This window comes from Vampirovibrionales bacterium, from assembly GCA_016712355.1.
In the GTDB taxonomy this organism is placed as follows: domain Bacteria; phylum Cyanobacteriota; class Vampirovibrionia; order Vampirovibrionales; family Vampirovibrionaceae; genus JADJRF01.
Genome location: JADJRF010000005.1, coordinates 1224822 through 1245927, shown reverse-complemented (window position 1 = coordinate 1245927; position 21106 = coordinate 1224822). Strand labels below are relative to the sequence as shown.

Annotated in this window: 18 protein-coding genes; 13 read left to right on the top strand and 5 right to left on the bottom strand. The window is 61.4% G+C overall.

All coding sequences use genetic code 11. The features are described from left to right. The first annotated feature begins 448 nt into the window (after nt 1-448). The 7 genes from IPK79_07050 (at nt 449) to IPK79_07020 (ending at nt 7489) form a co-directional block, all read left to right on the top strand. Complete coding sequence (locus tag IPK79_07050) at nt 449-883, top strand: S-adenosylmethionine decarboxylase proenzyme (GenBank protein ID MBK8190194.1); 435 nt, start codon at nt 449-451, stop codon at nt 881-883. Then, on the top strand, nt 880-1380 hold the full coding sequence (locus IPK79_07045; GenBank protein ID MBK8190193.1) for an S-adenosylmethionine decarboxylase: 501 nt from the start codon (nt 880-882) through the stop codon (nt 1378-1380). Before IPK79_07050 ends, IPK79_07045 begins: the two co-directional genes overlap by 4 nt. 4 nt (nt 1381-1384) lie before the next feature. Continuing rightward, complete coding sequence (gene speE / locus IPK79_07040) at nt 1385-2314, top strand: polyamine aminopropyltransferase (protein MBK8190192.1); 930 nt, start codon at nt 1385-1387, stop codon at nt 2312-2314. A 50-nt stretch (nt 2315-2364) separates the two neighbouring features. Continuing rightward, nucleotides 2365-3180 carry an agmatinase gene (gene speB, locus IPK79_07035; GenBank protein ID MBK8190191.1) on the top strand — a complete coding sequence of 272 codons (816 nt, stop codon included), beginning with the start codon at nt 2365-2367 and terminating at the stop codon, nt 3178-3180. A 211-nt stretch (nt 3181-3391) separates the two neighbouring features. After that, nucleotides 3392-3916 carry a hypothetical protein gene (locus IPK79_07030; GenBank protein ID MBK8190190.1) on the top strand — a complete coding sequence of 175 codons (525 nt, stop codon included), beginning with the start codon at nt 3392-3394 and terminating at the stop codon, nt 3914-3916. Between the two features lie 220 nt (nt 3917-4136). Beyond that, a complete protein-coding gene (locus IPK79_07025; GenBank protein ID MBK8190189.1) occupies nt 4137-5006 on the top strand; it encodes a hypothetical protein in 870 nt (289 codons plus the stop codon). Nucleotides 5007-5083: 77 nt separating this feature from the next. Continuing rightward, nucleotides 5084-7489 carry a hypothetical protein gene (locus IPK79_07020; protein ID MBK8190188.1) on the top strand — a complete coding sequence of 802 codons (2406 nt, stop codon included), beginning with the start codon at nt 5084-5086 and terminating at the stop codon, nt 7487-7489. On the opposite strand, the gene IPK79_07015 is transcribed toward IPK79_07020, so the two are convergent. Both IPK79_07015 and IPK79_07010 read right to left on the bottom strand, forming a co-directional pair. Next, a complete protein-coding gene (locus tag IPK79_07015) occupies nt 7486-8289 on the bottom strand; it encodes a 7-carboxy-7-deazaguanine synthase QueE (GenBank protein ID MBK8190187.1) in 804 nt (267 codons plus the stop codon). The two genes, IPK79_07020 and IPK79_07015, sit on opposite strands and share 4 nt — an antisense overlap. A 153-nt stretch (nt 8290-8442) precedes the next feature. Beyond that, nucleotides 8443-8589 carry a hypothetical protein gene (locus IPK79_07010; protein ID MBK8190186.1) on the bottom strand — a complete coding sequence of 49 codons (147 nt, stop codon included), beginning with the start codon at nt 8587-8589 and terminating at the stop codon, nt 8443-8445. A gap of 54 nt (nt 8590-8643) precedes the next feature. On the opposite strand from IPK79_07010, the gene IPK79_07005 reads away from it, so the two are divergent. The 4 genes from IPK79_07005 to IPK79_06990 all read left to right on the top strand — a co-directional run bounded on the left by IPK79_07005 (nt 8644) and on the right by IPK79_06990 (nt 13568). Continuing rightward, a complete protein-coding gene (locus IPK79_07005) occupies nt 8644-9963 on the top strand; it encodes an amidohydrolase family protein (protein MBK8190185.1) in 1320 nt (439 codons plus the stop codon). Nucleotides 9964-10162: 199 nt separating this feature from the next. Further along, entirely contained in the window at nt 10163-11038 is an 876-nt protein-coding gene (locus IPK79_07000; GenBank protein ID MBK8190184.1) for a hypothetical protein, read from the top strand. Between the two features lie 210 nt (nt 11039-11248). Beyond that, a complete protein-coding gene (locus IPK79_06995) occupies nt 11249-12265 on the top strand; it encodes a GNAT family N-acetyltransferase (GenBank protein ID MBK8190183.1) in 1017 nt (338 codons plus the stop codon). A 70-nt stretch (nt 12266-12335) separates the two neighbouring features. Next, nucleotides 12336-13568, top strand: a complete 1233-nt coding sequence (locus tag IPK79_06990) for a phosphoglycerate kinase (protein ID MBK8190182.1) — start codon at nt 12336-12338, stop codon at nt 13566-13568. 87 nt (nt 13569-13655) lie between these two features. On the opposite strand, the gene IPK79_06985 is transcribed toward IPK79_06990, so the two are convergent. Next, nucleotides 13656-14123: a helix-turn-helix domain-containing protein gene (locus IPK79_06985; protein MBK8190181.1), complete on the bottom strand. Its 468-nt coding sequence runs from the start codon at nt 14121-14123 to the stop codon at nt 13656-13658. After that, nucleotides 14123-16855: a hypothetical protein gene (locus tag IPK79_06980; GenBank protein ID MBK8190180.1), complete on the bottom strand. Its 2733-nt coding sequence runs from the start codon at nt 16853-16855 to the stop codon at nt 14123-14125. Before IPK79_06980 ends, IPK79_06985 begins: the two co-directional genes overlap by 1 nt. A gap of 434 nt (nt 16856-17289) precedes the next feature. On the opposite strand from IPK79_06980, the gene IPK79_06975 reads away from it, so the two are divergent. Then, nucleotides 17290-18447, top strand: a complete 1158-nt coding sequence (locus IPK79_06975) for a hypothetical protein (protein MBK8190179.1) — start codon at nt 17290-17292, stop codon at nt 18445-18447. 15 nt (nt 18448-18462) lie between these two features. On the opposite strand, the gene proC is transcribed toward IPK79_06975, so the two are convergent. Beyond that, the gene (gene proC, locus IPK79_06970) at nt 18463-19296 is read right to left on the bottom strand and encodes a pyrroline-5-carboxylate reductase (protein ID MBK8190178.1); all 834 of its coding nucleotides are present in this window, start codon (nt 19294-19296) and stop codon (nt 18463-18465) included. Between the two features lie 469 nt (nt 19297-19765). On the opposite strand from proC, the gene IPK79_06965 reads away from it, so the two are divergent. Then, nucleotides 19766-21058 carry a GntR family transcriptional regulator gene (locus tag IPK79_06965; GenBank protein MBK8190177.1) on the top strand — a complete coding sequence of 431 codons (1293 nt, stop codon included), beginning with the start codon at nt 19766-19768 and terminating at the stop codon, nt 21056-21058. The last annotated feature ends 48 nt before the right edge of the window (nt 21059-21106 follow it).

Below are 21106 nucleotides of genomic sequence, written 5' to 3'. Positions count from 1 at the left end.
GCCAGAGTCCCCTCAAAAAATTTCCGCTGAACGCATTGCCGCGTATTGACGGGCATTGTAGCGAACCCGAATTTTCTTGACTCTGCCTGAACGTGCGCAGAATTAAAGTCTCATCGTAAATTGTCGAGTCGCTTTGCGTGATTCAACCCTTTGAGTCAGCTGACCTTGAGAGATTCTTGCCGGGGTCGGCTATAATCAAAAGCAGACGAGTCGCGAATAATTCCGGGTTTGATCCCGCTTGATCTTTGTGAGTCAATAACGCTTCATTTTAGAGGGTTCCGTGTTTTATTCATTCATGATGAAATCGCTCACCGTTCAAACCTCCCGCTTCTATACCCTTGGTATAGAGGATCCTTAGCGTCCCTAACCCGAACTGACAGGAGAGCCGACCGAGTTGAAACAAGCCGTTTTCACCCCGACGCCTCATCCGGCGAGCCAGACCGCCTCCATCTTTAACCTGGGCCAACACCTGCTGGCGGAATTCTACGATTGCGACCCGAATGTCCTCAATAACGTGGCGCTGATTGAGCAGACGATGTGCGAAGCCGCCGTTAAGTGTGGCGCGACGATCGTCCAGCAGAATTTCCATCATTTTAGCCCGTACGGCGTAAGCGGCGTGGTGATTATCGCGGAATCGCACCTGGCGATTCATACGTGGCCTGAATACGGCTACGCGGCGGTCGATCTCTTTACCTGCGGGGATTCGTGCGATCCGATGGTCGCTTACGACTACCTGCGCGAGCATCTGCATGCGGGCTCAGCGTTTTACTCCGAGCTGGCGCGCGGCCTCATGAACAGCGATACCCATCAGGTGCTGAAAGCGCCATTTGAAGTGCGCGCCCAGTCGTTCACCTCCCCGCAAACGGTGGAGGGCCTGACATGACGACGATGTATTCGGGCTTTGGCCCTCACCTGATGCTCGATTGCCGTCAGTGCGACCCTGAGCGCATTGGCAGCCTGCAATTCGTCTTTGACTTTCTGTACCGCCTGCCCGAGCGCATCGGCATGACGCGGATCATCCAGCCCTACGTGTTTCCATACGAAGGCCTGATTCCTGAAGACAAGGGCATCACCGGTCTGGTTGTCATTGCCGAATCGCATATCACCTTCCACTCGTTTACCGAGAAAGACTACTTCTTCTTCGATATTTTCAGCTGCAAGCCGTTCGACGTGGACAAAACGCAGGCGCTGGTTCTCGAAGCCTTTGGCGTGCGCGACTTTGAAGCGCATCATGCCAGTCGCGGCCGGCTTTTTCCACGCACAGTGGAAGAGCGGGCGTGTTTGGTCGCCCCTCCGGCGGCGGCGACGGAGGCCTTAGCGCCGACACGCGAGCGCGAGGCGGCCCCGCTGCTGGAGCACGCCGGCGCACGCCGGGCCTGACGCCGTGGACACGCCGTTACAACTCTGGGTCAGCGAAACCTACGCCGAATCGGTCCGTCTGGGCCTGAAGGCCGGACGGCTGCTGTATCATGCCGTATCGCCGTTTCAGACCATCGACATTATCGAAACGGCCTACTTTGGCCGTATGTTGCTGCTGGACGGCCTGGTAATGACCAGCGAGCGCGACGAGTTCGTCTATCACGAGATGATCGCGCATCCGGCGATGCTCTGCTGCCCGGTGCCGCGCCGCGTGCTGATTATCGGCGGGGGCGACGGCGGTTCCGCGCGCGAAGTGTTGCGGCATCCGGGCGTTGAAGAAGTCGTGCTGTGCGAGATTGATGGCGCCGTCGTGGACGCCTGCCGCGAGTTTTTGCCCAGCATCGCCGGGCAACTGGGCGATCCGCGCGTACGCATCGAGATTCGCGATGGCATTGCTTATATGGCCGACTGCGCTCAGGCCGGGGGCAATCGCTTTGACGTGATTCTGATTGATTCTACCGACCCAATGGGGCCCGGCGAAGGCCTGTTTACGGAGTCTTTCTACCGCAACGCGCGCCAATGCCTGACGCCCGGCGGGGTGATGGCCAACCAGACCGAATCGCCCGTCGCTCACGCACGCGAACAGGGGCTGATTTACGATTTGCTGCGCCGGACCTTTGCGCAGGTTTCGCCCTACTGGGCGGTGATTCCCACGTATCCCGGCGCAATGTGGACATGGGCCATCTGTAGCGGGGATGAAAACGCCCCGACACCGCGCGAGCGTCTGACAGCCGCCATCTCATCAGATCCGGCGATTGCCGCGCGTCTGACGTCACTGGAGCCCGCTTTGCGCTATCTCAACGGCGAGTTGCTGCCCGCCGCCTTTGCTCTGCCGACGTTTGCGCGCCAGCGCATGGCAGGCGAGCCGACGCCGTGGGCGCCGGGCCTGACATGAACAGCAACGCGCACGGCTTTATAAGCGGTCCGTTTCTGGGACGCGCCTGGATGGGCTCCTGTGAGCGCTTTGAAGACGCCGACTGGGTGATGGTCGGCCTGCCGTACGACGGTACCTGCAGCTACCGCCCCGGCGCGCGCTTTGGCCCTGCGGCCATTCGCGAGGCGTCTTACGGGCTGGAAACCTATTCGCCGCGTCTGGATCGCGATCTGGGCGATGTGGCGTTCTTCGATGCGGGCGATCTGGAATTGCCCTTCGGTGGCAAGTCTGTGGCGCTGGATCGCATTCGACAGGCGGCCACTCAGACATTAGCGGCAGGTAAGCGCTGGATGGGCGTCGGCGGCGAGCATCTGGTGACATTGCCGGTCATTGAAGCTTATCTGGAGCGCTTTGAGGATCTGGCGGTACTCCATTTTGACGCGCACGCTGACCTTAGAGACGACTATCTCGGCGAGACGCTCTCGCATGCCAGCGTCATGCGTCGCATCGCCGATCGCATCGGCCCCCAACGGCTGATCCAGGTAGGCATCCGCTCCGGCCCTCGCGAGGAATTCAACTGGATGCGCGAGCATCAGACGCTGGTCACCGCTGCCGATGAGCTGCCCAGCGCCTTGCAGCGTCTTCAGAATCGCCCTGTCTTTCTCACCGTGGATCTTGACGTGCTGGATCCCGGCGCGTTTCCTGGCACGGGCACGCCAGAGCCCGGCGGTATGAGCTTTCAAACCCTCATCGACTGGCTAGAGCGTTTCCAGTCGCTTCGCGTGGTGGGCGCTGACGCCGTTGAACTGGCCCCGACGCTCGATCCAACAGGCGTCTCATCAGTCGTCGCCGCGAAAGTAATCCGCGAGACGCTGCTGATTTTCTAGCGACTATTTTCTAATCAACGCCCACGAGCGGACGCATTTAAGTCGCCCTGCATCTCCAGCGCTGCATAGGCCGCTTGTTTCAGCGCGCCCGACGCCGAAATCTGAACAAATTATTAAGAAGGACAATCCGGCGCAATAGAATGTTTTTATTAATTTATAGACCATGACCCCACTCCCATGAGAGAAGTGCAGAAGAGAGAGGCTCCAGAAAATGGCTTCTAACGGATATACGCCGATGCAGCAGTTGATGAGCAATCCTGCGTATTTCGGCCTCACGCAGAGCAATTGGCAGACGCGTCAGAATGCCAGCGCGCAACTCGCCGCATTCGACCAGAAGTATGGCGATCTGTTCCAGATGGGCTATTCAATGTCGCCCATGGCAGCAGCCATGAACCAGTCTGCGATGCGCGGCATCATGGCCGAACAGCAGACCGGCCAGATGGTAAACATGGGCGGCGGCGGCATGGCGATGCTCAACAGCGCCATCGGCTATATGAATGGCGACAGCAGCCAATTGGGCAATATTCTTAACACGCCCTGGAACTTCTCCGGCGGCGGCATGGGCGCATATCCCCCGCAACAGCAATTCGGCGGCGGTGGCTATGGGTATCAGGCCGGCGGTTATCCTCCCCCGCAAGGCGGCGGAATGCCTGCCAACGGCGGCGTGGACATTATGCAGATGTTTCAGATGCTGCTGGTAATGGTGCAACAGATGGCCGCCAAGAAAAGCAGCTAATCTCCGAGATTTATGTGAGCAATGACGCGCCTCTCTGACAGGACAGGGGGGCGCGTTTGACATGGCAGAAGCCCTCAGCCGCCTGCCCTACGGATTATTAAATTTTTATTGAGAAAGACGCAATTCACATTAATAATTTGTTTTTATTTTTAAAGATATCTACTGTTTTTCCTGATGATAGCATCCCCGTTTGGTTCTGTGAGAGAGGATTGTCTGCCTTATGAGTATTGGCTACGGCGGTTATCCGCAACAAGGCTCAAATCCAGCCCAGGCGTTGATGAACACTCCCGCTTACGCTAGCTATAACGCCAACATGTATCAGAGCCGTCAGTCCGCCAATGCCCAGATTGCCGCTCTGGATCAGAAATACGGCGATCTCTTTCAAAGCGGATATTCAATGTCGCCCATGGCTTCCGCCATGGCGCAATCTTCTCTGCAGGGCATTGCCCTTGAGCAGCAAACGGGCCAGATGGTCAACGTCGGCAGTGGCGGCATGGCGATGCTCAATAGCGCCATCGGCTACATGAACGGCGACGCCAGCCAGCTGGGTAATATCGCCAACACCCAATGGAAACTGGCAACGCCGCCTCCACCCCCGCCGCCGCCGCCTGTCTATCAACCCCCAGCCTATTACCCGCCTCAGCAGCCGGCCTATCCCCCGCAGGCGTACTATCCGCAGCAACAGCCGCCCGCGTATTATCCGCCTCAGCAGCCGGCCTATCCCCCGCAGGCGTATTATCCGCAACAACCGCCCGCATATTATCCGCCTCAGCAGCCGTCTTATCCCCCGCAGCAGGCGTATTACCCGCAACAACAACCACCCGCGTATTATCCGCCTCAGCAGCAAGCCTATCCACCTCAGCAGGCGTATTATCCGCAACAACCGCCTGCATATTACCCCCCTCAGCAGCCGTCTTATCCCCCGCAGCAACCGAAACCGCCTGCGTCTTCCCCCGCACCTTCCGCCAATGGCGGCGATCTGGCAGCCCTCTTCGGCGGGATGAGCGAAGCGCAGCTGAAATCGATGCTGAGCTCCATCATGGATCAGATGCTCGGCAGCTCCAAGCCGACCGCCACGGCCTCCAAATAATCGCCCCAATCCCCCGAATAGTCTTTGAATCGCAGCCCGTCCTCATTGTCTCCCGATAGCTGAAAGGCGCACGCATCATGAGCAGCTCTCTTGCCAATTCTTATGGCAGCCCTTATCCTGGCTACCCGCAACAGCAGGCCATGCCACAACAATACATGGCCCCACAAGGCTATCCGCAGCAGCAGGCCATGCCCCAGCAATACATGGCCCCACAAGGCTATCCGCAGCAGCAGGCCATGCCCCAGCAATACATGGCCCCACAAAGCTATCCGCAGCAGCAGGCCATGCCCCAGCAATACAGGCCCCCACAAGGCTATCCGCAGCAGCAGGCCATGCCCCAGCAATACATGGCCCCACAAGGTTACCCGCAGCAGCAGGCTATGCCCCAGCAATACATGGCCCCACAAGGCTATCCGCAGCAACAGGCCATGCCCCAGCAATACAGGCCCCCACAAGGTTACCCGCAACAACAGGCCATGCCTCAGCAATACATGGGCCCCCAAGGCTATCCGCAGCAGCAGGCCATGCCTCAGCAATATATGGGCCCCCAAGGCTATCCGCAGCAACAGGCCATGCCTCAGCAATACATGGGCCCTCAAGGCTACCCGCAACAGCAGGCCATGCCCCAACAATACATGGGCCCTCAAGGCTACCCGCAACAGCAGGCCATGCCCCAGCAATACATGGGCCCCCAAGGCTATCCGCAACAGCAGGTTGCGCCGAATTCCGGCGGGTATGGCGCTCCGGCGCCGTCATCTGGATTCGATCCCTTTGAAGCCGCGTTCTCCACGGCCCCAGCGCCGAAGCCTGCGGGGACGTCGACCACCGCGCAAAGCGCACCGTCTCAAAACGCAAATCCGTGGGATACGTTTCTGCGGGTGCTGGTCGCTGTTTTCATGAGTAAGTTCGGCTCGCAAGCCAAGACCACCAGCAGCAGTGCAGCGGCCACCACGCCTAAAACGGAACCCAAAACGGACCCCGTCGCCACCACGCCAAAGACGGAACCCAAAACGGACCCCGTCGCCACCACGCCCGAGACGGAACCCAAAACGGATCCCGTCGCCACCACGCCTAAGACGGAACCCAAAACGGACCCCGTCGCCACCACGCCAAAGACGGAACCCAAAACGGACCCCGTCGCCACCACGCCCGAGACGGAACCCAAAACGGATCCCGTCGCCACCACGCCTAAGACGGAACCCAAAACGGACCCCGTCGCCACCACGCCTAAGACGGAACCCAAAACGGACCCCGTCGCCACCACGCCCGAGACGGAACCCAAAACGGATCCCGTCGCCACCACGCCTAAGACGGAACCCAAAACGGACCCCGTCGCCACCACGCCCGAGACGGAACCCAAAACGGACCCCGTCGCCACGACGCCGACCGAGCCTGTCGTCACCCCGCCCGCGGAACCCGTCGCCACGACGCCGACCGAGCCTGTCGTCACCCCGCCCGTGGACCCCGTCGCCACGACGCCAACTGAACCTGTCGTCACCCCTCCGACGGAACCCGTCGCCACGGCCCCAACTGAGCCTGGCGTCTCCACCCCGGCGGAACCCGTCGCCACGACCCCGGATGAGCCTGTCGTTACCCCTCCGGCGGAACCCGTCGCCACGACCCCGACCGAGCCTGTCGTTACCCCTCCGGCGGAACCCGTCGCCACGACCCCAACTGAGCCTGTCGTCAGCCCTCCGGCGGAACCCGTCGCCACGACCCCGGATGAGCCTATCGTCACCCCTCCCACGGAACCCGTCGCCACGACGCCGACCGAGCCTGTCGTCACCCCACCCGTGGAACCCGTCGCCACGACGCCGACCGAGCCTGTCGTCACCCCGCCCGTGGAACCCGTCGCCACGACGCCAACTGAGCCTGTCGTCACCCCGCCCGCGGAACCCGTCGCCACGACGCCAACTGAGCCTGTCGTCAGCCCTCCCGCGGAACCCGTCGCCACGACCCCGGATGAGCCTATCGTCACCCCTCCCACGGAACCCGTCGCCACGACGCCGACCGAGCCTATCGTCACCCCGCCCGCGGAACCCGTCGCCACGACGCCGACCGAGCCTGTCGTTACCCCTCCGGCGGAACCCGTCGCCACGACCCCGGATGAGCCTGTCGTCTCCACCCCGGCGGAACCCGTCGCCACGGCCCCAACTGAGCCTGTCGCCAGCCCTCCGGCGGAACCCGTCGCCACGACGCCGACCGAGCCTGTCGTTACCCCTCCGGCGGAACCCGTCGCCACGACGCCAACTGAACCTGTCGTCACCCCTCCCGCGGAACCCGTCGCCACGACGCCAACTGAGCCTGTCGTCAGCCCTCCGGCGGAACCCGTCGCCACGACGCCGACCGAGCCTGTCGTCACGCCTGCAGTGGAGTCGATCGCGCCTCAGGTGGAACGGTCACTTCCCCCGACGGCCAGTGAAACGGCAGCGCAAAGAATCAACGCCGAGCGCGAGCAAGGGAATGCCCACAGCAATCGCTAAGCGATCCCCAACACCTTATGGGTTTGCGGAATCACTCGCACATCGTCCAGCGATTGAGAAAGTTCGCGTTGCAGCCGCATCAGCGTCGCGGCGCTGGCCCCTAGCGACCCGTCTGGACGCGTTACAGGCTGAAGAATCACCGGCACGCCGCGCGCAGGCAAGATCGCGCCCAAGGCCGCCAGTTCTTCCGCTGGCGGATACGGCCCCACGACCAGCTTGATGAACGTCCGCGTCTGCGGCCGACTGCGGGCAACATCGAGAAAACGCGCATGCGCGGCGAAAGGCGACGGCTCGCCGGTGGCGGAAGCCAGCTTGACATCCATCGCGATGATATCCACCCAGGGCAAGATATCGGCCAGCGCTTCAACATGCGTGCCGCTGGTTTCCAGATAAAGCGGCACTCGGGCGCTGAGCGCAGGAGCCAGCTCGCGCAGAAAATCCGCATAGAGCAGCGGCTCGCCGCCGGTAAGACTCACGCTATGATGCGGCGCCGCGTCCAGCAGCGGCCTCATAAGCGAGAGCAAAGCCTCGGGCGTCAGGGGATTTTCCACAAAGAACGACGGGGACTCGTCGGCCAGCGGCGTGACAGCCATCCCGCGAGCATCGGGCGTCAACGTGGTATCGCAGTAAGCGCAGGCCAGATGACACCCGGCAAAGCGGACGAACAGCTGACGACGCCCGACATAAGGCCCCTCTCCCTGAAGAGAGGAAAACGCCTCAATCAGCGAAGCGACGGCGCAACGCGAAACCGGCGACGCAACGGGCCGCGCAAGCGTCTGGGCGAAGGGGGAAAGCGGCATCGAAGAGGCTCCCTCGCAAGAATCGGGGCTCACATACGCGCTAACGACTAGCGACGAGTAAGGGATCGATAGAAGAACAGAATCTATATGTAAGAATAGAAGCGGTTCAGGCAAATAAACCCGCTGAAGCCCGGCGATTGCCCCCAGCGACCGTTAACGCCACACGCTCAGAATGAAATGAATGACCCACAACGCCACCAGCGCCGCCGCAAAGCAGGCCAGCGTAATCAGCGGAAACAGGGCGAGCATCCATTTGTCGGATCCGACGCGCGAGGGTTTCAGAAAGGGGGGCGGCGCCACGGAGAAATCTCCAGTCAAGCGGGAAGCATTGCCCTTATTTTAGAATAAAAGGCGATGATGCACTATCTTGCAGCCCACTGGATTCTCCCGGTCTGCCGCGAGCCTTTCGCCGACGGCTTCGTCGCCATAGAAGGCGATCGTCTCGCTGCGGTCGGTCGCCTGACAGAATTACCCGATACGCTGGCGGCCCCGCTGCGCCAGACGCTGGACGGGCCCACTGGCGCGCTGCGGCTAATCACGCCCGGCCTGATCAACCTCCATACGCATCTGGAACTGAGCGAAGGCCCTCGCGCGCCCCGAGCGCCGGGCGAGACGATGACCGACTGGCTGCTCGCCGTGATCCGGCGCAAGGGCCAGCCGTCCCCTGAAGCCATCGGGGGAGATCGCCTGGAGGCCGCAACGGCGCGCTGTCGACGCGGCGCCGAGATGTCGCTGGCGACGGGCGTCAGTTGCGTCAATGATATCAGTACGCACGGCGAAAGCCTCGCCGTTCTGGCCGACGCCGGCATGCGCGGCGTGGTCTGCATGGAGTTTTTTCATGCGCAGGCGGGCGCCGGGGCCGTCGATGCCATTGTCGAGCGCTACTTCAGGGAATTTGAAGCGTCTGACGGGCTTGCCAGCGCGCGCGGGCGCCTCAGGACGGGGATCTCCCCCCACAGCCCCTACGCCGTGTCTGCGCGCGCATGGCGGGCCGTGGCGCGCGCGTGTCGCCCAGCGATAATTCACTGTCATGGCGGCGAGTCGTTAGATGAGTGGCGCTGGATTCGCGGCGAACCATCGCCTTTAAAGTGCCTGCATCTCACGGTTCTGGGACGTGAATTTTCGCCCGAGCCGCCGCCGGGCGCGCGCCCGCGCTCGCCGATCGGGTATCTCGACGCGCATGGCTTGCTCGATGAGGCCACGGTCGTGGCCCACGGCGTTTTCGCGACCGCTGCCGATCGCCAAGCCATGGCGCGCCATGGGGCCACGCTGGCGCATTGTCCGCGCAGTAATCTGGCGCTGAGCGACCGCACGATTTCGTGGCCCGCTTGGCAAGACAGCGGCATCGCCACGGGGCTTGGCTCTGACAGCCTGCTGAGCGCGCCGGATCTGGATATTCGCGCCGAAGCCCGCGTCGCTCAAACCCTCCACGGATGGGACGCTGAAGAGACGCTGGCGCGCGTGACGTCTCACAGCGCGCGCGTTCTGGGCTGGGGTGACGTTTTAGGCGTGATTCAGCCCGGCGCATGGGCCGACCTCACCCTCTGGCGCGCCCAAGCGCAGGCAGGCGGGTCGGCGTCGGCCCTCTGGCTGCATCCGACCACTCAGGCAGATGCCGTCTGGGTCGCGGGGCGTCCCATCTGGAACGCCTTGCCTTCTCCGCGCCAGATGTAACGTTTTGGATACTTCAAGGCGATCGGAGACAATTTCTCTCTTAATTATGTTTTTATTTTCTTATACAAGTTAGATTTTCTTTAGAATCCCCTTTCCTATTGAGTATTTTCGGATTTCTTCACATTCCCCGGCACATTCCCCAGTATTCTCAACACCCTTGAATCTACCCACCAACGGAGACAAAGGAGAAGCAAGCGACATGTCTATGTATGGTAGTTCCAGCGCCACCTCCTATACGCCGTTTGGGCTTGGATCCGCGTCCATGTACGGTCCTGGCAACGTGTCCGTCGGCCCGATGGGCGTCGGCAGCTATGTACAGGGCCCAATGGCGACTACGGCGGCCAACACGGTCAATCGTCTGGGATTGGCTTCTCCGTTCGCCGCTCCCTACGGCCCTTACAATCCATTACAACCCAACTACGATCTACGCTCTGTCAATCCTCTGCAAGTTACGCCTTATGATAGCTTCAACGGAGCCGCCTTCGGCTCATTCGGCCCCAATCCCAACCCGTTTAGCCCGATGAGCGGCATGGCGGGCGCTAACTTCAGCAATACCAGCATGACCGGCCCGATGAGCGTTGGTCAGCAGTTAATCGGCTCCAATAGCAGCTATGGCGGCTTTGCGCCCCCCGGCCCGATGGCGCCGAGCGGCTCGTATGGCCCGCCTTCAGGCGGTTACGCGGCGCCTCCAAACGCGAACTATGGTTACGCGGCCGGCGCGCCTGATCTCATGAACTTCCTCGCTGGTGGCGGCGTGTCGGGCGGCTATGCGCCTCAATCGACCGGTTATGCGCCTCAACCCGGCGGCTATGCCCCGCAACCCGGCGGCTACGGCGCGCCGATGGGCGGCGGTTATGGCCAGGGCGGCGGCGGCAAGCTGGTCAGTCCGTTGGGCACCTACATTACCTCTATCGGGCCGTATGGCGGAACCGCCAACGCGGGCTATCTCGGCGCGCAAGCGTCGGGTCAGGGCTACGCGATGGTGATGAACCCCATCAACCCGGGCATGATCGTCGATTACGCCAACCCTTACTACTCCAGCGGCAACTTCAACACCGGATTCTTCGCCGCGTAATCGGCTTCTCACTTCCGTACTTCAGATCCACAGACGGCAGGCTCCTTGCAAAAGGGGCCTGTCGTCTTATTCAGGGCGATGGCCATTTTAAAAATTACAAATGTAACATATAATAAAGCAACACTTGGGCAGGGCGAGGTTTTAAAGGACAATGCGTGAAGCTTGTCTTCGATCCAGCATGTGCGTTTACCCCTTTAAGGATCTTTTGCGTTGGTCAATGTTTCGCTTGCCTCCCAACGAGCGCGGTCATTTCTGGCGCCATCGTGCGCACTGTACCCGTTTGACGTCGCGTCTTTCTCCGGCCCCTGGTGGGAATCGCTCGCGTCGCGGTTTCCGGTGCTGGCCAGACGAGGCGATTGGGCGCTGGTAGAGAACCGCCTCGCCAAAGGCCTGATTCGTTTGCGGGAATTGCGCCCTGCGGGCTGGAACAGCGCCAGCGATTGGTCGCAGACGCTTTCTGACGCCCACCTGGATGATTTTCTGGCGCTCAAGGCCGATATGCCCTGGGACGTCGCGCGGTTGAAATGGACGCCCGCGCACCGAAACGCTAAAGCGCTGGCCCGACTGCGCGCCGACGGTTTCGACTGGATCGAGACGCCCGGAAAAACCCTGTACAACGTCGATCTCTCCGGCGGCTTTGAGCATTATCTGCGGCAGTTGAATGCCAAAGCGCGTTACAACCTCAAGAGCAAGGTCAAGAAGGCCGAGACGCTTGCGCCTGAGCTGGTGATGTTTGACCCGCAGCGGGATTTTGACGCCTTTTTCGAGCAGTTTATCTGCCACCACCAGCGTTACTGGACAGCCAAAACCGGCAATTCTTACCTCAGCAACCCGCATGAACAGGCGTTCCTGCGACAATGGGCGCTTGCATTGCGCCAGCGTGGACAATTACGCCTGTGGGGCCTCAAAATGGCGGGCGAAACCGCGAATCTGAGCATGGCTATCGACTGCGGCCACCATCTGTACTGGCCGCTGGTGATCAATACCGGTCTGTTCCCGGAGTATTTTCCGGGTATCGTCGCGCTGTATTATTATTTGGCCGCCAGCGCGGATGAGGGATTCCAGACATTTCACATGGGCTCGGGCGATTACTTTTATAAGAATCAGCTTGCCACGCTCCGCGAAGCCCAGCGCCAGCTCTGGATCGCCAACCCACGATCGCCTCTGGGCAGCAGCATCCTGCTGGGACTGAAAGCCCGCGAAGCCCTCGGACGCCGCAAGCGCTGACAATCGCTGTTTTGCAGGGCGCGTTTTGGATAGAATAGCGCTGGCATAGCGTACCGTTTGAGAGGGCTTGATCATGAAAAAGACGATTCGCGATATTCAGGACTGGCGCGGCAAACGCGCGTTGGTTCGGGTAGATTTCAACGTCCCGCTGGATGGGGAAGGCCGCATTACGGATGACACGCGCATCCGCGAAGCCCTGCCGACGCTCCAGACGCTGTGCGAAAAAGGCGCGCGCATTATCCTGATGAGCCATCTGGGCCGCCCCAAGGGCGCGCCGGAAGACGCCTTTCGTCTGACGCCCGTCGCGGCCCGGCTTCAAGAGCTGATGCCCCAGACCCGCATCACGCTGGCGCGGGACGTCGTGTCGCCAGACGTTCAGAAGCAGGCCGAAGCGCTGGCCCCCGGTGAAATTCTGCTACTGGAAAACGTCCGCTTCGAGCCCGGCGAAACCAAGAATGACCCGGCGCTGGCCCAGGCCCTGGCCTCGATGGGCGATATCTTCGTCAATGACGCCTTTGGCGCGGCGCACCGGGCCCATGCCTCGACCGAAGGGGTCGGGCGTCTGCTGTCGATGCGCGTGGCAGGGCTGTTGATGGAAAAGGAAATCAACGCGCTGTCGTCCGTCGTTCAGAATCCGGCGCGGCCGTACGCGGCGATTATTGGCGGCAGCAAGGTTTCCAGCAAAATTACCGTGCTCAAGAACCTGATGAACGTCGTGGACCATCTGGTCGTCGGCGGCGCCATGATGTTTACCTTCCTGAAGGCGCAAGGCCTCTCCGTAGGGTCGTCGCTGGTGGAGGACGAGTATCTGGACACCGCGCGCGAGCTGGCCGCTTACGCCCAGGAGAAAGGCGTGCAGCTCGTATTGCCGCGCCAGGTGGTCATCGCCGACGCTTTTGCCGAAAATGCGCAGACGCAAGTCGTTTCCGTCGACGCCATTCCCGATGGCTGGATGGGGTTGGACATTGGACCTGATGCGATTGTCGAAATCGCCAACGTGGTGAAAACCGCTAAGACCGTTTTATGGAATGGCCCGCTGGGCGTGTTTGAAATGGCCCCGTTTGCCGCTGGCACCCGAGCCATCGCAGAAGCGGTCGCTCAGGCCACCGCCCAAAATGGCTGCCGCAGCGTCCTGGGCGGCGGCGACACCGTGGCCGCCATCGAGCAATTCGGCATGGACCCGCATCGCTTCACCCACGTCAGCACCGGCGGCGGGGCGAGTCTGGAGTTTCTTGAAGGCCAGTTGTTACCCGGCATCGCTGTTCTGGATGACGTCGGCGCGCCCGCCCCGGCGTCTGTCTAGATTGTCAGCGGATTCCCGAGAAAACCGGCGCGCCTGACGCCGGTTTTCTCATAAGATAAGCGCGGTAAGGCGTCCCCCTGCGCCTGCCTAATCGCGGCGCAGCGAGAACAGGCAGGCTGTACACGCGGCGCGCACGGCAATCAGCGGGCGATCCTCAAGATCGCGGCGCTCGAAGGTCTGGACTTGAAGCCGCGCGCCGCAATGCGGGCAAAAATACGTCCGGGTAGGCCGCTCCGCCATGGCCGACAGTAAATCGGCTTCGGCCTCAGCGTCAAGCGGGCGATTGACGTCTACGCGCGGCGGACGCTCGGCCTCAAGCAGAATCTGAGGGGAGATGCGCAAGACGCGCGCCAGCCGCTGACGAATCGGCGTGGCCAGAAACAACAGCAGCCCGGATTCCAGCTCTTCAATAGTCTGAATCGGCACGGCGGCGCGCTGAGCCAACTGATTTTGGGTCAGGTCCACGCGTGCGCGCAGCGTCTGAACCCGTTGCGCCAGCGAATCCGGCAGGTTCAGCGGGGCCGATCGCGTCGCTGGCGGCCGAGAAAAGCGCATCACCCAGACACGCCGCCATTTTGAAGACTGCCGTCTTGGAAACCGCCGTCTTGCGCCAGCGACAACTGCGTGTCGCCTTCCCGCGCGACAATTCCGCGCCACGCGCCCACCTGAACCGCATAGCGCTGCGGACCGTCTTCTGAGACGGTAAACGTCGGCCCCTGAGCAAAGGGATACTCGCGAAACACCTTCAGCACCTCGACCGACGGGGCGTCTTCGGGCCCGCATTCGCCCATCAGCGCAAAGATACGGTCCATTTCCACCACAAACAGGCGACAGGCCGGGTCAATGGCGCACGTTTCCAGCACGCGAAAGTCTTCGCTACCGCCAGCAGCAGGCGCCGGCTCATCGCTGAGCGAGGGGCCGGCGGCAAAGGCGGTGGCGTCATCCGCGATCGGCTCAGCCGGGCTAAAGTCCGCCATGCTTTCTTCCAGCCGCGCATTGGCGCGCGCCACTTCGTCCGCATCGTCCATGGGCAGAGCGGAGCCGGAGAAAGCGGACGGCGACGGATCCGCCGGAATCATCGTCTCGGGCAGTTCAGCCGTAAAGGGGTCCTGATAGGGCAGGATGGCGGCAAAATCATCCGCGCCCAGGGCATTTTCGCTGGGGTAGATGAGGGTGTCCATTTCAGAGAGGAGCGATTCGGTCGTCAAGCGCTCATCGCCGTAGTACGACTCCATTGGCGCGGCGCCATCGGGATAAAACGCAGCCACCGACTCCGGCGACAGGATATCGTAGGCTTGCGGATGCGAGAACGATTCCGGGAAATCCGACGGAATGGGCGCCAGTTCCTCCAGCGTCTGATCGGCGCGCAGATCGGCGATGGCATCCGCCGGGGCAAAGGCCAGATCAGAGGTCAGGGCGCCTGAGAGATCAATCACCGGCTCAGGATCCGACTCCGGCCAGACGGCATACGCGCCCGCCTCCGGGGTCATGCCAGTTTCCGCGCCCAGCGAATCGAAGGCGTTTTTCGAGGAGCCGAACATCTCATCGAGCGTCGCTGTCGCGTCATCCGTCTCAGCCGACGGCCCGGCGGACGGCGCAAAGTCGGCGTCGAACCCGCTCAAGTTCAAAGTGGGGGTGTCGTCCGCATCCTCGGTCTGCGCAGACGACGGGTTAATTTCAAAGTCTGCCAGCGCGCTCGCGCCAGCGTCCCCCAGCGGCGCCGCGTCAAACGACAACGGCTCGCCGATACCATACGGCGACTGGGGATTCGGTGTCTGAATTTCAAAACCAGAGCCGAAGTCTTCAAGCGACTCCGAAGACGGCGTTAACGCCGCGTCATCGCCGTAACCATACCCGGCATCCGGCGCGGGGGTTTCGATCTCGAAGCCAGCAGGCTCAAAGCCAGAAGCCGCAGTCACGCCAGAATCAGCCCCAAAGCCAGAGTCGAAGCCTTCAAGCGACTCCGAAGACGGCGTTAACGCCGCGTCATCGCCGTAACCATACCCGACATCCGGCGCGGGGGTTTCGATCTCGAAGCCAGCAGGTTCAAAGCCAGAAGCCGCAGTCACGCCAGAATCAGCCCCAAAGCCAGAGTCAAAACCTTCAAGCGACTCCGAAGACGGCGTTAACGCCGCGTCATCGCCGTAACCATACCCGGCATCCGGCGCGGGGGTTTCGATCTCGAAGCCAGCAGGCTCAAAGCCAGAAGCCGCAGTCACGCCAGAATCAGCCCCAAAGCCAGAGTCGAAGCCTTCAAGCGACTCCGAAGACGGCGTTAACGCCGCGTCATCGCCGTAACCATACCCGACATCCGGCGCGGGGGTTTCGATCTCGAAGCCAGCAGGTTCAAAGCCAGAAGCCGCAGTCACGCCAGAATCAGCCCCAAAGCCAGAGTCAAAACCTTCAAGCGACTCCGAAGACGGCGTTAACGCCGCGTCATCGCCGTAACCATACCCGGCATCCGGCGCAGGGGTTTCGATCTCGAAGCCAGCGGGCTCAAAGCCAGAAGCCGCAGTCACGCCAGAATCAGCCCCAAAGCCAGAACCGAAGTCTTCGGCAGACTCTGCGGCAGGCGCAGCAGTCTCTGCAGAGCCTTCCAGAGAAGGCGCAAACGGCGTCTCATCACCAAAGCGATACGCCGCCGTCTGTGACGCGTGGGGATCCTCTGCCTCGAAGGCGAGCGCAGGCGTCTGCGCAGAGAAGCCCTCCGAAAATCCTTCCACAGAAGACATCTCAGAAGAAGACGTCTCAGGAGAAAACGTCTCAGAAGCCGCCCCCAGCGACGTCTCGAAAGCACGATCAGAAGAAACGCCGGGAGAAGCCTCAAAAGAAGTCTCAGGAGAAAGCGCCGGGTCTACCGTCGGCTCTGGCGAATTCCCCATCGGCAGACCGAAATCGTCCGGGAAGAACGGGTCTTCCCACGACGAGGCCGACGCCGGGGAGGCATCGTCGCGCGCCGGATCGGATAATCCTGCAAAATCGTCAGGCGCGTCAAAATCAGGCAAAGGCCTCTCGACAGCGGAGCCGGAATCGGGAGCCGGGGATGAAAACAGGGGCAGCGACTCGGTATCGGCCAGCGGGGTCGTGGCATGGGCCATGGGCGCAGGGGCAGGCTGCTCGAAACGCCAGCCGTCGCCTTTCAAGCCGAAATCGACAGGCGCGCTCACCAGCGATTCGCCAGTAAAGCGGCTGACGCCTTCGCGCGGAACCAGGGCCGAAGCGCCTTTTTCGTCGGCCTGTGAGGCCGTCCCGCCTTGGGAAGAAGACTTCTTGAACAGACTAAACACGCTGCAGACTCCAGAAAACCAGACGTTTTATCCCGTTGACGGCATCGCGCAAGGGCGTCGTCACGGACGATTCCCCTATTATATAATGGGAATGCCTGAATTAGCCGTAATGATGGACGCATTCGCCGATTTTTCCCGCACGCCCCGCCCTGCATGAGGCCTCGCCGCCCGCCCGGCTCGACCCGTCGTTTCTACCGACAGACGCGCTTTATGGCGACGCCGAGGGTATCGGCTGGCGCTTATCGCCGCAGCCGTTCGCCCTCAGCCCGGCCCAGACGGGGGAACTCGAGACGCTGGGCGCCACGTTACAACGTTTTCAGCGCGCCTGCGATCAGCTCTATCGCGACAGCCTCGCCGAGCGTAACCGCATCCCGCGCTGGATCAGCGCCGTCCTGGATCAGGGAAAACCCCCTGAACTGCTGACCTATGGCCAGATGAAACGCTTTCGGCGCGCGGAACCTCTGGTTTTGCGTCCTGATCTGCTGCTGACCGACGATGGCTTTGCGCTCACCGAGATAGATTCAGTCCCCGGCGGGCTGGGCTTTACCGCCGCCCTGAACGCCGCTTATCGCCAGAGCGGCTTTGCGGTCATTGAAGCCCCTGAGGGCGGCTTGCCGCAGGCATTCGGACGACTGTTACAGAGCGTCGCCCCTGACACGTCAGGCCCGTCGATTGCCATTGTCCTTTCCGACGAAGCCGGCGATTACCGCCGCGAAATGACCTGGCTGGCGGCGCGGATGCAGGAAGACGGCTGGCGAATTGCGGTCGTGCATCCGCAGCAATTGCGCATTGTGGGCGACCATCTGGCTTACAGCGACGAGTCGGGTCGCGAAACGCCGATTCAGGTCATTTATCGCTTCTTCGAGCTGTTTGACCTGCCCCAGATTGCGAATATCGAGCTGCTGCGCTTCGCCGTCAAAAAAGGCTGGGCAGCCTGTACGCCGCCTTTCAAGCCGCATCTGGAAGAAAAGCTCTGGCTGGCGCTGGCGCATCATCCCTGCCTGCGAGCGCATTGGCGCGCGTTACTGGATGCCAGCGACTGGCATCGCCTGCAAGCGATGATTCCGCCGAGCTGGATTCTGGATCCCGCGCCCTTGCCCCCGCAAGCCGTCTTGCCGGGCCTGATGCGCGCCGGAGCGCCGATTCAGGCGTTCTCTGATCTGGCAGGCGCCTCGCAGCAAGAGCGCGCGCTGGTCGTCAAACCCTCCGGCTTTTCGCCGCTGGCCTGGGGCAGTCGAGGCGTCAGCATCGGGCACGATCTCCCCGCCCCGCTCTGGGGCGAGCGTCTGGAGACGGCCTTGCGCGCCTTTAGCCAGACCCCTTACGTATTGCAGGCCTTCCGCAAGCCGATGGCGCATCCGGCTCAGCGTCTGGCGCTCGATACAGGCGAGAGTATCTCGTATCAGGGTCGCACGCGGCTGTGTCCCTATTATTTCATCCAGACAGAGGCTCAAACGGACGCTGGGTCTGAAGCCCCGCCCACGCTGGCGGGCGTGCTGGCGACAACATGCCCGGCAGACAAAAAAATCATCCACGGGATGCGCGACGCCGTGCTGGCGCCTGCCATGAGAAACGGCCAGGCGCCGGAATAACGCAGCAACGCCGTTTTAATGCGGACGCGCGCCCAGTTCGGCGGCGGTGCGAGCGGCTTCTTGAACCGCGCGGGCCAGCACCGATCGAATTTTGCCGTCTTCCAGCGTCAGCAGACCGGCAATCGTACAGCCTGCGGGCGTGGTGACGTCATCGCGCAAGGCCGCCGGATGCCGCCCCGAGCGCTTGACCATCGTCGCGGCGCCGAGCACGGTTTGAGACACAATCGCCAGAGCAACATCGCGCGGCAGACCCACGCGAACGCCGCCATCGGCCAGCGCTTCCATAATTAAGTACAGATAGGCCGGTCCGCTGCCGCCCAGGCCGGTGGCAGCGTCAAAATGATGCTCTTCCAGTTGCAGGCATTCGCCGAAGGCTTCGAAAATCTGCCGGGCGGTTTCTAAATGCGCCTCTTCGGCAAATGAGCCGGGACAAAACACCGTCATGCCCTGCCCAACCATGCACGGGGTATTGGGCATTGCGCGAATCACGGGATTGGGCGTAACGAGCTGGGTTTCGATGGACGCAAGGGTTTTACCCGCCACGATGGAAATAATAAGCGTATGGGCGGGCAGGCCGTATTTTTTAAGCGTTTCCACGACATCCGCCAATTGATAGGGCTTGACGCACAGCAGCAGAGCGGCCGTATCGGCCAGAGCCTGACGGTAATTCACAAAAGCGTCGATTCCCAGCGACTGACGCGCGCGCTGGCACGATTTTTCGGATTTGGCCGCCGCCCACACCTGCGCAGCCGGAATCACGCCTTGCTCAATGAGGGCGGCGATCAGGGCGCGGCCCATCACGCCAGCGCCAATGACGCCCAGTTTGCCAGTAAACGCGCTTGCGGTCATCGTTGCGGGGGTTCCCGTTCGGTTGCGGCTCTACGTCCCAATCGCCTCAGGACGCGCTTATTATAGCGCGCGCGACGCGCAACGCGATGACCGCGGGGACACGCATGCCCCTCTTGTATTTGGCGGCAAATTCTGTTATTTTTGTGACAAATAACATTAACCCCTTTTCCGGCGGGACGCGCCTGAAACAAAGCGGGCTTTTCGCGCCTTGTCCCCTACCCCCCAGCGCAGACGAGCAGGCCCGGCGTCCTTCTGGAGACGACCCTTCCGGCGATTTTCCGGCGTTGCTTCGACAGGGCCGACAGGGCCCGCCCCGCTGCAAAACGTCCTCTTTAGAACGCAATCATTAAGAACAGGTTAAGCAAGACGCGCCGGGTTGGCATCAAAACGCACATTCCTGTTTTAATATAGACAAGAGTCGCTGTTTGGGTCTCAAACGCCATCCAGATTGGGGAGGACATAGGTCATCATGGGCTTTTTAGCAGATAAACTCACGCAACAAAAGCGCTCCGGCGCTCTGATTAAGGGCGGCGCGCTGACCCCGCCGATGACGGCTGCGTCTTCTCAAGGCGGCGCGGATTATTCCACGCTTCAGACGGTCAACAAGTCGTCGCTGGAGCGCATTACGATCGGGCAACTGCCCAAAGAGCTGCCGGATTTCAAGCAATCGGGCCGCACCAAGGATTCGCTGGTGACCGAGTACCTGATCGCCTTTATCGAGTCTGCGCTGGCTGATGGGCGTATCACGGAGAATCACCTGTTGCCGCGCAAGGAAGATCTGGCCAGGTTTCTGGGCGTGAGCGTCGGCACGGTGCAGAACGCGATTCGCATTGTCGAAGATATGGGCTATGTGGAATCGAAGCAACGCATCGGCACCGTGGTTCGCCGCGCGGACGCCAACGGGGCGCGGATGCGCAAGCAAACGTCCAAGCGCGATCAGGCCGTCATCGCGGTGAAGAAATTTATTCTGGATCGACGGCTGAAACTGGGCGACGCCCTGCCGTCAGCGCGCGATATTTCTGAAGAAATTGGCTCGGCGCCCAATACCACGCGTCTGGCGCTGGAATTCCTCACCAACGAAGGAATTCTGCACAGTCGCGGCACGCGCGGCAATAAAGCCAACTGGGAGCTTCAGCAACTACCCGCGCTGGGCGACGATGTGGTCGCATCGGCGATCGAATCGGAAACGCTCATCGATCAGCTCGAGCGCGACCTCAAAGCCATGATTGCCGAAGAGTTCGGCGTCAATGAGAAGCTGCCGTCGCACCTGTACCTGTCCGAGCGCTTCAAAGTCAGTATTAAAACCGTTCACGACGCGATGCGCCGCCTCTGCGACCAGGGGATTATTCACTCCAAGCGCGGGCGTTACGGAACGTTTGTGCTGCGCAAGCCCGAAACCGCGTTTATCGAGTCGCCTGAAAGCATCTTTGTACCGGTGGACGACCCGGCTTTCTACAACTACGAAAAAGTCGAGCGTCATTTGAAGCAGTTGATTCAAACCCAGTACAAAACCGGCGACAAGCTGCCCGCGATGGGCCAACTGGCGAAAGATCTTGACGTCAGCAGCAACACGATCCGCAAGGCGCTGCAAAACCTGTCGCGTCAGAGCATCGTCACCTTCAGCCGGGGCCGTTACGGCGGGACGTTTGTCACCGACGTGCCGAAGGAAACCGACGGAAAGCCCTTTACGTGGGTGGCCATCAACCCGCAGACGATCAAGTCCTACCGAAGCGCCGACATCCGGGAAAAAGTCGTCGACTAGACGGCCCGCTCCGGTTTCATCAATCGCCAAGGCCCGCTGATTTATCCA